The organism is Clostridium sp. UBA1056, assembly GCA_002316385.1.
Classification (GTDB): domain Bacteria; phylum Bacillota; class Clostridia; order Clostridiales; family Clostridiaceae; genus Clostridium_J.
Window position 1 is genome coordinate 27984 of record DCDL01000056.1, and the last position, 14216, is coordinate 42199.

Sequence of the window (14216 nt, forward strand, 5' to 3'; positions counted from 1 at the left end):
TGAAAATTGAAAAAGGAAAAAAATAAATAAAAATTTTTCAAATTAGTTTACAAATCAATATTAAATCACTCTTTTATAAGTGTAATTACTTAATCGATTAAAGTAAAATAAAAAATTAAATTCTAGGAGGAATATTATTATGGCAACAACAACTTCAATGGATAACTTTATTAATTCTGTTAGACAACTATATAGTTTAGCAAGTGCATATAAACCTTTGGCACTCGTAAAAACTAAAAATCAGCTAGTTGCAGGTTTTGGTAGAAGATTTTCGTATAACGATTTTAATTGGGTCTTAACAGGTGGAGATATTGATTACAATTTTGTTGAGTATGTAAAAAAGAACAATACATCATTGTATAATATGTTTAATGATGTTCTATTTGTCACAGATTACAGTGGCGCTAAAGTAGATGCAACTCATTTATTTGCAACCATTTCTGGTCATTTGTTAGGTGTTGGAATTATAAGAAGTTCATGGTCTGGATGGGTTGGAGATTTAGCATCATCGATTAAAGAGATTCTACGAATTACCAACAATTCATCAAGTTTTCAGGCATTAGTAGCTACGTCAGAAAATTATTTATTCAGTGATTCTGGAAAATTCTCAAAGGACGACTTAAATGCCGATGTAGATGCAGAATATATAGCTAATCTAATGAATACGGGTAAATCAATCGATTCAGCAATTGAAACCTACTACAGAAACATAGCAAAGTCTAGATACATTACCTTTATCAACAATCATGGTGGAAATGATTATCGCTTTGATAATTATGTATTTTCTGAAATGCAGAATAGAGATTCATTATATTTAGCATTTAAATTTTTACCAACAAGTGATCAAATATATGCTATTACTGGTACCTTTATAAGTAAATTAAGAAGACTTTTATAAAGAAAATAATATAAACACTAAGGAACTCCATAGAATAACTTCTGTGGAGTTCCTTAACTATTTTAAATTTAAATATAGATTGTTATCTATTATTTCATAATCGCATTTATCTGGGAAGTTTTTCTTAATCTTTTCAAGTTTATACGTATTTCTTATAACAATAAATCCGCTTATTACCACAGTATTATCGTCTTTCCATGAAATATCCATTCTTATAACGTGATCATCATTAAACTGGTCCTCTATTTCAGGTACCTTAATTGTTTTTTTAAAGAAAGGGCCTACTTTTTTATAAAATCTTACATTAGCACTTGGGTACCATGAAGTTTGAATATTTACTATTAATATATTTTCATTATTTGGTGAGATATATTCTTCTAAAGTACGAAGTCCATCATCTAAACCATTACCAATATATAATGTAAATACATAAATGAACAAAAATATAACTGTTATCACCATGGAAGAAAATTTTTTCATCATAAATACTAAAAGTATTGCTAAAAAAGAATAGATAGTAATGTATGTGTAAATGATTTTATCATCATTCAATAGTGTAATTCCAAATTGTAATTCAAGAAATAATTTTATTGCTGGTATTACAATTAATAAAGTAATAATAAAATATTTTATTAGTTTAATCTTTTTTTTCATCAAATATTCTCCTTCAATATGAAATTCTCTTGTGTGTTAAGTTTTAGAATTATATTTTAAGTTATCTAAAGGAGAATATTCAGCATATCTTTCTATTATCCTTTAGATAACTTAAAAGAATATAAAACTGCTAGAAGAGATAAAGGTGTTTTTATATTCGGTACAATGAGCTAATAAATGAAGCTATAAAACACTATTATAATTGAATTAAGCTTGAAAAAGGAAAAAATAAATAAAAACACATATATATATTTAAGAAATGAAGAAAGGAGTGATTTTTGTGGCAATTACATCTACAAAAATGAAGTCATCAATGGTGCTTAAGTATGTGAATGGTGTTAAAGAGGACGGAAAGCCAAAGGTTGATTCTCAAAAGTTTTCAGTTAGTGGCACAGCTACTGATGAGCAGCTGTTTAACACTGCAGTGCTTATAGGTAACTTAACTGTTAATGAGCCTACTGAAATTAGAAAAATTGAAGAGTACGGTCTTAATCAGGCTTAGGCTCAAGGAAATTTAAGAAGGGAGGAATAGAAGATGGCAACTAGAAAATATGTGTTAGCATTCAAAGATTCTGCAGAGTTTAAATTCAATTTAACTATCTCTGATGGAAAAGAAGTTGTTCAGGCACAAGATATAGTTAATTTAATGGATAACTGTATCGGTGATCAAAGTATATTTAGCTCTAAGAAGGGCAAGTGCTATAGCTGTAGACACTAGTGAAACTGCTTATGAAGTTAACTAGCTAAAGAGGCTCAAAGGAGCTTCTTTTTTATTTTTTCAAATGGTAGCCATACTCCATATGTATACGTTTCTTCATAATCTAGGTTTTTAATCTTCAAAAATTAATTTGTGAAATATTATGTGGATACTGCGCCCTAAATCTGGCAAAGCGAAGCTTTTGTAAGGTTACAATGAAGAGGTATATTTTTAAATTACCAACTTTTACTTGACTCAAACAATACAAGATGATAACTTAACTTTCTATGGTGATATAGGTATAATAAAAGATGGAGTTTATTCTAAAGAATTTTAGCTATGGAGCCTTTCAAATTAGCTGTATAATATGCTATTACTATAAAAAGAATAGATGAAATTAAAGAACTTTTATTAAGTGAACCTTAACTTCAAAGTAAATGAGCATTAGCTATTAATGATATTAAAGTACAAGTTAAATATTTTATAAAGACTATTGAATTTTACGAAAGCACCTTGACCTTATCATATACCTAGTCATAGTAGCCATTCTTTATAAAGGATAGAATGACTACTATGCCAGATATCTCATAGATATTTACCTACATAACATTTTAAAAAGTTTCCTATATAAATATTTAAAATTTTAACATCTTAAAAAGCTCTACATACCTACTTATATTCCTCCATAAATTACTCCTAATATTATTACTAATACTGTTATAATGGTAAATCCATATTTAGCAAATATGAAGAATTTCTCTCCTAGCTTTCTTGTAGCTCCTCTATTTATTTCTTCTAGCACATCCTCTTTACTATTCATGTAGTAGAATACTATAAATACTAGTAATGCCGCTAAAGGTGATACTACAATAGTAATTACATCTGCAAAGTTATTAAATAAATCCATATTCAAATTTAAAGGTATTGATAGTATAAAAGCTACTATGGATATTAGTATAGCAGATGTTTTTCTACTTAATTTTGTTTGTGCCATAAAAGATTCAACTGGTCCTTCTAGCATGTTTATTGAAGAGCTAATTGCTGCAAATAATACGCTTAAGAAGAATAATACCATAAGTATTTGTCCACCAGGTATAGCTTTAAATATAGTTGGTATTGTTATAAATAATAGTGGCGGACCTGATGCTGGATCTAATCCAAAGGCAAATACTGCTGGCATAATAACAAAGGAAGCTAATAATGCAGCAATGGTATCAAGTATAGCCGTACTTACTGCAGATCTTGGAATATCTAAATCCTTTTTAATGTAACTGCCATATACAACCATTCCGCATCCATTTAATGATACTGTAAAGAAGGCTTGCCCAAGTGCCATTACCCATGTATTTATATTAAAAAGGTATGACCATTGTGGTGTTAAAAGGTACCTCACGCCATCTATAGCTCCTGGTAAAGTTAATGATCTAATAGCTAATAATATAAAAATTCCGAAGAGCATGGGCATTATAATTTTATTAATCTTTTCAATACCTTTAGAAATTCCCATACACACAATTACTAATGCTAATCCTATTGCTAATAGATTCCAAGGTATAGTTTCAGCACTTCCCGCAAAGCTATCAAAATAATTAGGCATATCAATATTTTTTATATTACCACTAATACTAAGGCCTAAGTATTTAATTATCCAACCTACTACCACGTTGTAAAATATAAATACTCCAGCTAGTCCTATGGCTGGTATAAATCCAAAGAAAGCTCCTCCCCTTAACCCTTTATTTTTAAATCCTTTTTTGATTCCTGTTAGAGCTCCTCCTTCAGCCCCTCTTCCAAAGGCAAATTCTGTTATTAGTCCTGTTGAACCTAGTATAAGTACAAAAATAAAGTATGGTATTAAAAATGCTGCTCCTCCATTTTGACCTAATCTGTAAGGAAACATCCATATGTTCCCAAGACCTACTGCTGCTCCAATACAAGATATCACAAATCCTGCTCTACTTGTAAAGTTCTCTCTGCTTTTCATATTTTAATATCCCTCCTAAAAATAAAATAAAGCCATATAGATTAATACTATGTGGCTAAAATTAGAAGATTCTAAAATATAAAAGCCACATAGATATACCTATGTGGCTAAACTAGCAATAATTTGAGTATAGCAAAGCTTCCCAACCATCATAGATACAAACCAAATTTGTTAAACTGGTTTGCATCTATAATTGTTTTATAAATACAAACCCTATCTATAATAGCTAAGATAATATGCCATATTAACTTTTATTGATTCAAAGTTAATTTCTCTACTCATTTTAATTCTCCTATATGTTATATTTCTCTAAATATTATCATTGTTATATAAGCTTGTCAATGATTTTTCTTAACCTTTTTCAATATACAATAAAGTTATATTATTATCTTCATATTATTAAAATAACTATTGTATTTTTGCATTATATGGTGTATTTCTCCACTTGTACACATTTGATACTATACTTATAGAAATGATGTTAATTAAAAGTTGACTTCCTCCATAGCTAATAAATGGCATACTTACTGGAACTGTAGGAGATAATCCTAAGCTAACAGAAATACTTAATAGAAACTGAACTACAAATAGAGCACACAATCCACTAACTAATAATTTACCATAGCTTTCTTTAGTACTTTTTCCTATGATAACTATTCTTATTATAAAGGCTAAAATTAAGGAAATTAATATTATCCCAGCAATCCATCCAAAAGAATATACAATATAGGTAAATATGAAGTCTGTATTAGCTTCCGGTAACATATTTGGTGTAAAATTTGAGCCTTGACCAAATAATCCTGCTGATTTCCTTAAAGTAACTATTCCATCTACATCTAATGAAGGATTGAAAAACACATAAAGTCTTTTAATTCCATCTGGTTCACTAGACATATAAAATAAAAATATAGTTCCAATAATTCCAAATAAAGTTATAATATGTTTTAATTTCACTCCTGATATAATAATTAAAGTAACAGCTGCTATTGTATAGATAATCATGCTAACTGAAGCATTTCCAAGGATAAAGAATATTATTGGTATAAAAGCAATAATAACACCTTTTAATATACTTTTAGTATCATTCCAATTCCACTCATCAAATATTCCAGCTAAAGCAATAATTAGAAAAAAGGGTGCTATACTAAAAGCATCAAATCTAATAGGTCCAATAATTATCCAGCCCATAGCCCCATGCCCATATACAATTTGAGCTAGTAAAATAATCATTACTCCACCATAAAGATACTTGGAGTACTTTTTAAACTTTCTATAATCGATCTTTAACAAAAATGCTGCTAAAATAATTCCTCCTAACGCATAGATTATGGTTTTTCCTAAAAAGTTAAAATATAAACTGAGTGTTAAGGCATTATTTTTCTGAATAAATCCTAAAGTAAATATACCAACTAATATAAATAACCCTGTTATACCTAAAAGCATCCAATCTGGAACCGCTTTATGAACCTCATTTAAATCCCTTCCTACAACCTCTGATGAACCCATTTGCATAAGAGCTTTATTTATAGCTTCCTCTTCTGTTAATCCAACATCTATGTAGTCTTCTATAATTTCTTCTATATGATCTATAAGCTCATCCTTTATGTTTTCATGAACTCTTCTGTTTTTAATCATCTCACATACTTCTTCTATATACTTTTCTATCTTCGAATGGTTTACTGTAGACATAAATCTCCCTCCCCTAATACTTCATTGACTGTAGAACTAAATAACTTCCACTCGGCTTCTTTTTCCTTGAGAATTTTTTTACCACCTTCCGTTATCTTATAATATTTTCTCTTACGCTTTCCTTCTCCTTCATCCCAATAGGCTTCTATAAAATTCTCATTTTCTAAACTATGAAGAATAGGATATAGAGTTCCTTCTTTAAATGAGAAAACTCCTTTAGATTTTTCTTCTATCTCCTTAATCATCTCATACCCGTACATGTTTTTACGATTAAGTAGACTTAATATAAGTATTGTTGTGCTTCCCTTTAAAAGCTCTTTATTAATTTTCATAATTTCACCCCTTACCTCGGCTTACTATGCATAGTATATCTATGTATAATTATATATGTAAATATTTATATTGTAAAGCATTTTCCATACTAGTATTTTATTCATGTTGATTTTTTTCTGATATATGTTATGATGGGATAAGTATATTTAAGGAGGTTGATGCATATGTGGGCTTGTTTATAGGCTCTGTATGTAATTAATAGTGCTTAGATTCAAGCATGAATTTTACTGTGATAATTTTATATACTGAGCTTAATAAATCAACATAAAATTATAAAAAATAAGTGAGGGATTTATTATGAAGAGTACAACATTTAAAGTATATGAAAGGAATTCAAAGGAAAATTTAAAGAAGCTTAGAAATTTTGGGGAGATACCTTGTGTCATCTATGGTGAGTTCTTAGCGGAACCTATTACTGCTAAAATGAATAAATCAGAATTGATGAAAATGTTAAAAGGTAGCCATAGAGGTTCTATCATCTCAATTGATGTAGAGGGCAAAATCCTAAACTGTGTAGTTAAAAATATTCAAAAGAATAATCTACACGAAATTATACATTTTGATTTGCAATATGTAAAACCAAATGAAGTAATTAAAATGACAATTCCTATAAATTATATAGGACAAGAAAATCTGGAATCTAAAAGGTTAGTTTTAGAAACCTTTAGACCATACCTTGATTTCCAAGGAAACGTAGAAAAAATTCCGGAATACATTGAAGTTGATGTAGCTAATATGAATTTTAATGATAAGCTACTGGCTAAGCATATTACCATTCCTGAAGATGTAACACTACTTACTCCTGAGGATACTATGTTAGCTATAGTAAACGGCTAACTAGTAAATATTAATTTAAATTGATTATAATGTTAAATTTAAATCAAAAGTGCTAATCTTAAAAGACTAGCACTTTTATTATACTCTTATTTAGTATATACCTTAAAAAGATAACTGTTTAAATCCCTTTCCATGGGCTTCAATAACATCCATTATGGATATTACTGCATTAGGGTCAATATCTAATATAGCTTTCTTAGCTTTTTCTACCTGCTTAGAACTCATTATAGAGTAGATAACCTTCTTTTGCTCTCCTGTAAAAGCACCTTCTCCATGAAGAAGAGTAACTCCTCTACCTAGAAGTCCTAGTATAGAATTTTTTATTTCCTCTGGGTTATTACTTATAACAATAATTAACTTTCTCCCATTAGTCATTGCTATAGCCTTATCTAGAATATAAGCTCTGATAAATAAAGATATTAATGTATAAATAGTTATAGTTAAATTATTTAAAAGTAATCCTGTAAAAACAATTGCTGCATTTAATATAAAGGTCATTGAGGCTAAATTTACACCATACTTTTTCTTTAAAGCAATGGCTATTATATCTGTTCCACCTTCTGACGCCTTATTTAAAAATATTATTGCCATACCAATACCACATAAAACTCCTCCACTTATACATGAAATTAGTAAGTCATCTACTATAATAAATCTAGTTATATCTTTAGTTAATACTAAAAATATGGACATAGATATCATTCCAATAAAACTTAGAATGCCAAACTCCTTATTAATTACCCTAATACCAAAGCAAAATATAGGTATATTAATAAGCAACGTGAAATATCCTGAAGGTATATCTGTTACATATTGTAAAAGTAATGCTATTCCAGCTACTCCTCCACTTAAAAATTTGTGTGGAACTATAAATATATTTACACTTAGAGAATAGATTAAGCTTCCTAAAATAATTAGTGATACCTGACCTAGTTTTTCTTTAATATTATTATTAAAAGTGAATTGTTTAGTTGAATCCACGCTACTCATAGCAACCTCCTTGTCTTTGTTAGTATTATTAATAAAGTAACAAAATAAATTTCATTTATCTAAGTTCAACTTTGTAAACATCAATATTACTTATAACTTCTTTAAATTTATTTACACACATCATAATTACTAAACATATTATAGAGTGTATTGTATAAATAATATGGAGTGTATTAATATGAGAATGTCTAATGATAAATTTAGCATTAGCGACATAGTCCAAAATTACGGCATACCAGATCCAACTGCATACGCAATAGTAAGCGGTGGTCCACTAGCTCCTGATATAGACGGGAGAGTTTTATTTTATCAGTTAACCGATGGAGTTTTTATTAGAGCTGCTATTAAAGGTTTACCTAAATATACATCAGATGGAAAACAGGCTTTATTTCATGGATTTCATATTCATGAATCTGGGAATTGTAGTGTAGGTAGTCCAACGGATCCTTTCATGTCTGCCGGTGCACATTGGAATCCAACAAATCAGCCCCATCCTTATCATTATGGGGATCTTCCTCCACTGATGTCATCAAATGGTATTGCTGTCATGAGTATCTATGTAGATAGATTCACCGTAGCTGAAGTTATTGGAAAATCCGTTATAATTCATGAAATGGCTGATGATTTTACTACCCAACCTTCTGGAAATTCTGGGAAAAAACTAGCTTGCGGAGTAATAATGATTAGTTAAATGCTATTAATACTTATCTCATATCTATTATAGTATTAATTCATAATTTTCATATTGTAATAAAGAACTACATAAAACTATAAATTTGATGTAGTTCTTTCTATTTTTAATTGCTCTATTTTCTAATGTTTAATCACGTGACCCTTGCCTCATCTATAAAGCTTAAAATAATAGTACACAATCCTAGATAAACAGATTTATAAATTTCAATGAGATACCAAACTTCTTCTAATCTAAATTTACTTAATAATATTTCTTCTTAAAAATTCTCTTTTACTGTTAACTATGTCCTCTAAAATTATTAGATTTATATTTTCTCTATTGAAGCCTTCATCGCATATTCTAATACTTTGAACCTTTATAAGATTATCCAAATATTGTTTTATCATAAGTCCATTTTTTATTACCAAGTTAGGATTTCCATAGATATCTATTATAGTTTTATTAAGTTCATCCTCTCCATCACTAGATAAGGTGTATCCCTTTTTACTTAATATATTTAAAGCTATATTGCATAGTCCTCTATAATCATAGTCTTCAAAGTCAAACCAAGTTGGAAATCTATAATTAAAAGCAGGATTAGATAATACAAGTTTTTGCATTCCTTCCTTCTCTCCTGAAAGAATTATAATGACCTTATTATTTTTATCTAAGAACTTAATAAACTCTGACACTATTTTATTGTATTGCTCCTCCTCAAGAAAAAGGTCCGCTCTATTTATAAACAGTATTTTACCTGAAAATTTACTAAATATATCTTCAATTTTTATACCTTTATTGATCATTGCCATGAACTCATATTTATCCATTTCTACAATGTTTTTAGCTTTAACTATACCTCTACTATAGTACATTTCTGAAAGAATATTAGCTACAGTTTTCTTTCCTGTACCGTTTTCCCCAGTAAATACTATATTCATATATCCATTAATATCTGAGACCAATCCTAGTTTTTTTCTTCTTTCCTTAACTTTTAAAAGCTTATACTGATTTCTTAAAAAATCTTTTGCCTCCTCATTCCCCACTAAGATTTCTAATCTGCTTTCTAGATTAAAATTGTCATCTTCATCAATGACATTTATATTTTCTACATCCTTAGCAGTTATAAGATTCATCTCATAAACGCTAATATCCTCCTCTACAATTCTTATACTTTGATTTCTAATTAATTTCTCCACATAGTTTCGCACCATTCTACCATTTCCAGATTGTGCATCTGAATTATTGTAGATATCAACAAAGCTCTTCTTTAAAGCTATATATCCATTCTTTGATAGCTTAAATCCTTTTGCTTCAATGAGTTTTACAGCCATTTCAAAAAGTTCATTAGGGTTATAGTCTGCAAAGTTAGTCCATAGAGGAAATCTTGATCTTAATCCTATGTTTACATCAAAGAATTCTTCCATTTCGTCTTCATATCCTGCTAATATTACTATTACTTCCTTAGAGTAGTCTTCAATCAGCTTTAAAAGAGTTTCTATAGCTTCAATTCCTAGTGAATCATTAGCAAGGGTATATGCTTCATCAATAAATAAAACTCCACCTAAGGCTTCTTTGAACTTCTCTTCTGTTTTCTTCGGAGTTTCTCCTGGAACTTCCGATACAAAGCTAGACCTATCTGTTTCTACTAACTGACCTACCTTTAATAATCCCATGCTATTTAGCATCTCTGCCACTAATCTTGCTACACTTGTTTTACCTGTACCTGGATTTCCTGTAAACACCATGTTTAAATTTTGCTCTATTTTAGTATTTACTCCCACAGATTTTCTCTTTTCTTGAGCGACTATTAACTTATACTGACTTCTTAATAGCCTTTTAACCTCATCAAGTCCTATTATTTCATTTAGCTTTTCTTCTAAATTAAACTTTGCATTAGCTTTAAAGTTAAAGTTATCTCTATCTAATAGATCAATTTCCTTGTCATTATTAGTTAGATACTTTTTAGAAGCATCAATTATTGCATTTTCTACTATATTTCTTACAAACCTAGCATTACCTAAATCATTCTTCCCTATGATTTGATTTCTTGTAAATAAATCTATTAATCCAGATTTTACATTTCTAGCTATTCTATATCCCTTAGACTTAGCTATATTCACAGCTATTTCATACATTTCTACTGGGTTATAATCTTTAAAGTGTATAGTATTAGAGAACCTAGATTTAAGCCCTTGATTAAAACTTAAAAAATTCTCCATATCATTTTCGTAGCCAGCTAATATAACTACTAAATTATCTCTATTATCCTCTATACCCTTAAGTAAGGCATCAACTATTTCTTTTCCTACTTTATCTTCTTCACTTTCACATAGGGAATAGGCCTCATCAATAAATAAAACTCCACCTAAGGCAGAATTAATTATATCGTTTGTTCTCTTTGCTATATCGTTGGTGTTTTCTGTAACAAAATCTGCCTTGCTAACTTCTACAAAAACACCTCTAGATAGCATTCCTAATGCATTTAAATATTCAAAGGTAACTCTAGCCGCATTAGTCTTACCTGTACCTGCATTCCCTGTAAATATCATGTTCATAGATATTTGGGATGTTTTTAGCCCTAGCCTTTTTCTTATTTTTTGTACCTTCCAGTTATTTTCAACATTTATAATAAAATCTTTTAGTTCTTCTATACCAATTATAGAATCTAACTTATATTTTACTTCTTCAAGGGTAGGTACTAAGTAATTCTCTAATTTATATATTTCTTCATCTGATTTACAATATATCTCATTTCTATCTACATATATTAGAATCTGACTTTCTTCATATAGTCCTTCCTTTTGTATTAAATTCATAATAGGTTTATAAATCTTATAAGATATATACTCACTTACTCCAAAATTACTATCTTCTATAAAGTTTTCTTGTAGAAAGCTACAGATTCCAAAGTTATCTTCATCCTCGTCTTTATTATCTATTCCTAGTACTATATTTACATCTAAATCTTTTTGTATATTATCTATAGCCTTTAAAACTTCTCTTCTAATTACTGTATTTTGTTCTTCTTGTGTAAGTTTTTTAGTGTATAATACCTCTTCCTTATTCTGTAAGACCTCTTCTTCTAATGTCTCACCTTCATTATTATAAATAAACACAAAAAATTTATTATGACAAATGAATTCACCAATCTTATTTTCATCCTTAGTCTTTGCCTCAATGAGAAATTTGTTCTTCATTATATAATTATCATTTAATTTTAAGCAGGTATTTGGATATATTTCTGATAATACTTTAAGTATATCCTTTGAAGCCTTCTCAGTATTTTTAAACATAAGTACCTGTGAACTATTATTTAAGTTTTCATATAAATCACTTAAAAATGCATTATATCCCAAATTAAAATTATAAGAAGCTAAATCTATCTCATCTACAGTATAATTGTCATCTATATCTTCTTTATTAAGCTCCTCAAATAATAACCTGACACTAGCTTTTTTAAAAGTCCCTCGTTTACCAACTAAAAGTAATATTCCCTTATTATTGTTTGAAAACTTTTCCTTAAAATAACCACATAATCTATGAATAAAGTCCCCTTGACCTACTATCTCATTGTTTAGTTTCTTTTCTATATTAAAAAATTTATTATTTAAACTTTTGTTTTCCATATTAATGATTCCATCCTTTCTTTTGTTTATATAATTATCTCTGTATTATAATTTCCTTATTACTTATATAGATATTCAATCTATATAAATTACTTTATATTTTATCAGATTTTTTCTATTATTCTTCTTAAATAATACATTTTGATAACCATTACTTATTAATTTTATTTTAATTTTATTAAACTTTATTTATATAAATTAATAGCTATCATTAATTTAACAAATAACTATTAATTTATATATTATACAATTCCTCTAAGTCCTTTAATATTTGAATTTTACCTCTTGATATGAGTAAGCACCCTTTCTTTTCTAACTGCTTAAGCTTTCTGCTTATTACTTCTCTTGAAGAATCTAATTCAAAAGCAAGTTCTCCATGGGTAGTATAAATTATCTTAGTATCCTTACTAATCAATAACTTAATTAATCTTTTCTCTATGGATTCATGAATTCTCTCTTCTTTATTTTCTATAACACCCCTAAACTTTGCATATAAATCTCTATAAATTATTTGCATAAATCTAGAATCATTTAATAAATACCTTTTTACTATATCTGATGGCAAAATAGCAATTAAAGAATCTTGTATAGCTCTACCTTCAATATTTAGTGATTGACAATTTACAAAACAACTTAATGCTTCATGACATAACTGACCACGCTCTACATTATATAAATTAGTTTCATCTCCATCTTCTGTTACCTTTTGTACTTTTATAATCCCATTTATTACAAATAACATACCTATACAGTTTCCACTATCTGTTTTTAAATATTCTTCACTTAATAAATTTTTAAAAATCACATTTTTTCTTATAATCTCATCACTATCATCTATTTCTTTTAATACAGGGTAAGCCTTGTATAAAGCTTCAAGCCTTTTATTAAATATATCTAAGTTATTTAACATTATATCCTCCATAGGAAAATTACTTGTGTGACTATATCACATATCTTCATTTAATTATACCTTTATAATGAGATTACTACAATATTTATGAATACAGGAGGAATTTGATTCATGGAAAAGAAAATTGTTAAGAGAAAGGCTTATGTGGATATTAGCTACTGTGTAGCCTGTGGAGCCTGCGAAAATGTCTGTCCCTTTGGAGCCATTACTATTAACAATGGTATTTTTTCAAAGATTGATTATGATAAGTGTGTTGGATGTGGAAAATGTGCTAAAGTATGTCCTTCATCTACCATAGAAATTAAACAAGGAGGTAACTAATGAAAAAAAAGAAAAAGCATCTTTATGAATATCTTTGGATACTATCATCCCTATATTTAATTTTAGGGTTGTTCAATATACTTTTTGCTTGGCTAGGATTAATTTGTTTTATCGTCCCCTTAATAGTTTCAATAGTTAAAGGGAATAAAGGCTATTGTAATAAATACTGTGGTAGAGGACAACTATTAGATTTATTAGGAAATAAATTAAAAATATCAAGAAATAAACCTATGCCTAAATTTTTAAAATCTAAATATTTTAGATATGGATTTTTAATTTTCTTTTTAACTATGTTCATTAACATCATATTTAACACCTATTTAGTTTTCCACGGCACCAATACTCTAAAAGAAGTTCTTACTATATTTTGGACCTTTAAATTACCTTGGAATTTCAAAGATTTATCCTATGCTTCTCCTTGGATAGTTCAATTTGCTTTTGGCTTCTACAGCTTAATGTTAACCTCAACTCTCCTAGGTATAATTACCATGGCCCTTTATAAACCTCGTTCTTGGTGTGTTTATTGTCCAATGGGCACCATGACTCAAGGAATTTGTATAATTAAAGATAATAAGAAATAGAGGGTGTAATACTCTCTATTTCT

Annotated in this window: 14 protein-coding genes; 7 read left to right on the forward strand and 7 right to left on the reverse strand. The window is 28.5% G+C overall.

Annotated features, from left to right (window positions below; translation table 11 throughout):
• The first annotated feature begins 139 nt into the window (after positions 1-139).
• Positions 140-898 carry a hypothetical protein gene (locus tag B3W71_RS15095; RefSeq protein WP_346889764.1) on the forward strand — a complete coding sequence of 253 codons (759 nt, stop codon included), beginning with the start codon at positions 140-142 and terminating at the stop codon, positions 896-898.
• Positions 899-955: 57 nt separating this feature from the next.
• Here B3W71_RS15095 and B3W71_RS15100 read toward each other — a convergent pair whose 3' ends face one another.
• Positions 956-1552: a hypothetical protein gene (locus B3W71_RS15100; protein ID WP_346889765.1), complete on the reverse strand. Its 597-nt coding sequence runs from the start codon at positions 1550-1552 to the stop codon at positions 956-958.
• Between the two features lie 280 nt (positions 1553-1832).
• Here B3W71_RS15100 and B3W71_RS15105 point away from each other — a divergent pair, with 280 nt between their 5' ends.
• Together B3W71_RS15105 and B3W71_RS15110 are read left to right on the forward strand one after the other, a co-directional pair.
• Positions 1833-2054, forward strand: a complete 222-nt coding sequence (locus tag B3W71_RS15105; RefSeq protein WP_346889766.1) for a DUF1659 domain-containing protein — start codon at positions 1833-1835, stop codon at positions 2052-2054.
• A gap of 33 nt (positions 2055-2087) precedes the next feature.
• A complete protein-coding gene (locus B3W71_RS15110; RefSeq protein WP_346889767.1) occupies positions 2088-2270 on the forward strand; it encodes a DUF2922 family protein in 183 nt (60 codons plus the stop codon).
• A 652-nt stretch (positions 2271-2922) separates the two neighbouring features.
• On the opposite strand, the gene B3W71_RS15115 is transcribed toward B3W71_RS15110, so the two are convergent.
• The 3 genes from B3W71_RS15115 to B3W71_RS15125 form a co-directional block, all read right to left on the reverse strand.
• Positions 2923-4233: a sodium-dependent transporter gene (locus B3W71_RS15115; RefSeq protein ID WP_346889768.1), complete on the reverse strand. Its 1311-nt coding sequence runs from the start codon at positions 4231-4233 to the stop codon at positions 2923-2925.
• A gap of 408 nt (positions 4234-4641) precedes the next feature.
• A complete protein-coding gene (locus B3W71_RS15120; protein WP_346889769.1) occupies positions 4642-5922 on the reverse strand; it encodes an FtsW/RodA/SpoVE family cell cycle protein in 1281 nt (426 codons plus the stop codon).
• Entirely contained in the window at positions 5910-6254 is a 345-nt protein-coding gene (locus B3W71_RS15125; RefSeq protein ID WP_346889770.1) for a PadR family transcriptional regulator, read from the reverse strand. Before B3W71_RS15125 ends, B3W71_RS15120 begins: the two co-directional genes overlap by 13 nt.
• Positions 6255-6552: 298 nt before the next feature.
• On the opposite strand from B3W71_RS15125, the gene B3W71_RS15130 reads away from it, so the two are divergent.
• Positions 6553-7092, forward strand: coding sequence for a 50S ribosomal protein L25 (locus B3W71_RS15130; protein WP_346889771.1), 540 nt, complete (start codon positions 6553-6555; stop codon positions 7090-7092).
• 102 nt (positions 7093-7194) lie between these two features.
• Here B3W71_RS15130 and B3W71_RS15135 read toward each other — a convergent pair whose 3' ends face one another.
• Positions 7195-8082: a YitT family protein gene (locus tag B3W71_RS15135; RefSeq protein ID WP_346889772.1), complete on the reverse strand. Its 888-nt coding sequence runs from the start codon at positions 8080-8082 to the stop codon at positions 7195-7197.
• Between the two features lie 145 nt (positions 8083-8227).
• Between B3W71_RS15135 and B3W71_RS15140 the strand changes: the two genes are divergently transcribed.
• The gene (locus B3W71_RS15140; protein WP_346889773.1) at positions 8228-8773 is read left to right on the forward strand and encodes a superoxide dismutase family protein; all 546 of its coding nucleotides are present in this window, start codon (positions 8228-8230) and stop codon (positions 8771-8773) included.
• A gap of 239 nt (positions 8774-9012) precedes the next feature.
• Here B3W71_RS15140 and B3W71_RS15145 read toward each other — a convergent pair whose 3' ends face one another.
• Both B3W71_RS15145 and B3W71_RS15150 read right to left on the reverse strand, forming a co-directional pair.
• Positions 9013-12381: an AAA family ATPase gene (locus B3W71_RS15145; protein WP_346889774.1), complete on the reverse strand. Its 3369-nt coding sequence runs from the start codon at positions 12379-12381 to the stop codon at positions 9013-9015.
• Between the two features lie 235 nt (positions 12382-12616).
• Entirely contained in the window at positions 12617-13291 is a 675-nt protein-coding gene (locus tag B3W71_RS15150; RefSeq protein WP_346889775.1) for a Crp/Fnr family transcriptional regulator, read from the reverse strand.
• Between the two features lie 111 nt (positions 13292-13402).
• On the opposite strand from B3W71_RS15150, the gene B3W71_RS15155 reads away from it, so the two are divergent.
• Positions 13403-13612, forward strand: coding sequence for a 4Fe-4S dicluster domain-containing protein (locus B3W71_RS15155; protein WP_346889776.1), 210 nt, complete (start codon positions 13403-13405; stop codon positions 13610-13612).
• Positions 13612-14193 carry a 4Fe-4S binding protein gene (locus B3W71_RS15160; protein ID WP_346889777.1) on the forward strand — a complete coding sequence of 194 codons (582 nt, stop codon included), beginning with the start codon at positions 13612-13614 and terminating at the stop codon, positions 14191-14193. The genes B3W71_RS15155 and B3W71_RS15160 overlap by 1 nt, the downstream gene beginning before the upstream one ends.
• The last annotated feature ends 23 nt before the right edge of the window (positions 14194-14216 follow it).

Excerpts from the sequence above, each read along its gene's own strand:
- B3W71_RS15095 (WP_346889764.1), top strand. The coding sequence starts at position 140 with ATGGCAACAACAACTTCAATGGATAACTTTATTAATTCTGTTAGACAA.
- B3W71_RS15100 (WP_346889765.1), bottom strand. The coding sequence starts at position 1,552 with ATGAAAAAAAAGATTAAACTAATAAAATATTTTATTATTACTTTATTA.
- B3W71_RS15110 (WP_346889767.1), top strand. The coding sequence starts at position 2,088 with ATGGCAACTAGAAAATATGTGTTAGCATTCAAAGATTCTGCAGAGTTT.
- B3W71_RS15115 (WP_346889768.1), bottom strand. The coding sequence starts at position 4,233 with ATGAAAAGCAGAGAGAACTTTACAAGTAGAGCAGGATTTGTGATATCT.
- B3W71_RS15120 (WP_346889769.1), bottom strand. The coding sequence starts at position 5,922 with ATGTCTACAGTAAACCATTCGAAGATAGAAAAGTATATAGAAGAAGTA.
- B3W71_RS15125 (WP_346889770.1), bottom strand. The coding sequence starts at position 6,254 with ATGAAAATTAATAAAGAGCTTTTAAAGGGAAGCACAACAATACTTATA.
- B3W71_RS15130 (WP_346889771.1), top strand. The coding sequence starts at position 6,553 with ATGAAGAGTACAACATTTAAAGTATATGAAAGGAATTCAAAGGAAAAT.
- B3W71_RS15135 (WP_346889772.1), bottom strand. The coding sequence starts at position 8,082 with ATGAGTAGCGTGGATTCAACTAAACAATTCACTTTTAATAATAATATT.
- B3W71_RS15145 (WP_346889774.1), bottom strand. The coding sequence starts at position 12,381 with ATGGAAAACAAAAGTTTAAATAATAAATTTTTTAATATAGAAAAGAAA.
- B3W71_RS15150 (WP_346889775.1), bottom strand. The coding sequence starts at position 13,291 with ATGTTAAATAACTTAGATATATTTAATAAAAGGCTTGAAGCTTTATAC.
- B3W71_RS15155 (WP_346889776.1), top strand. The coding sequence starts at position 13,403 with ATGGAAAAGAAAATTGTTAAGAGAAAGGCTTATGTGGATATTAGCTAC.
- B3W71_RS15160 (WP_346889777.1), top strand. The coding sequence starts at position 13,612 with ATGAAAAAAAAGAAAAAGCATCTTTATGAATATCTTTGGATACTATCA.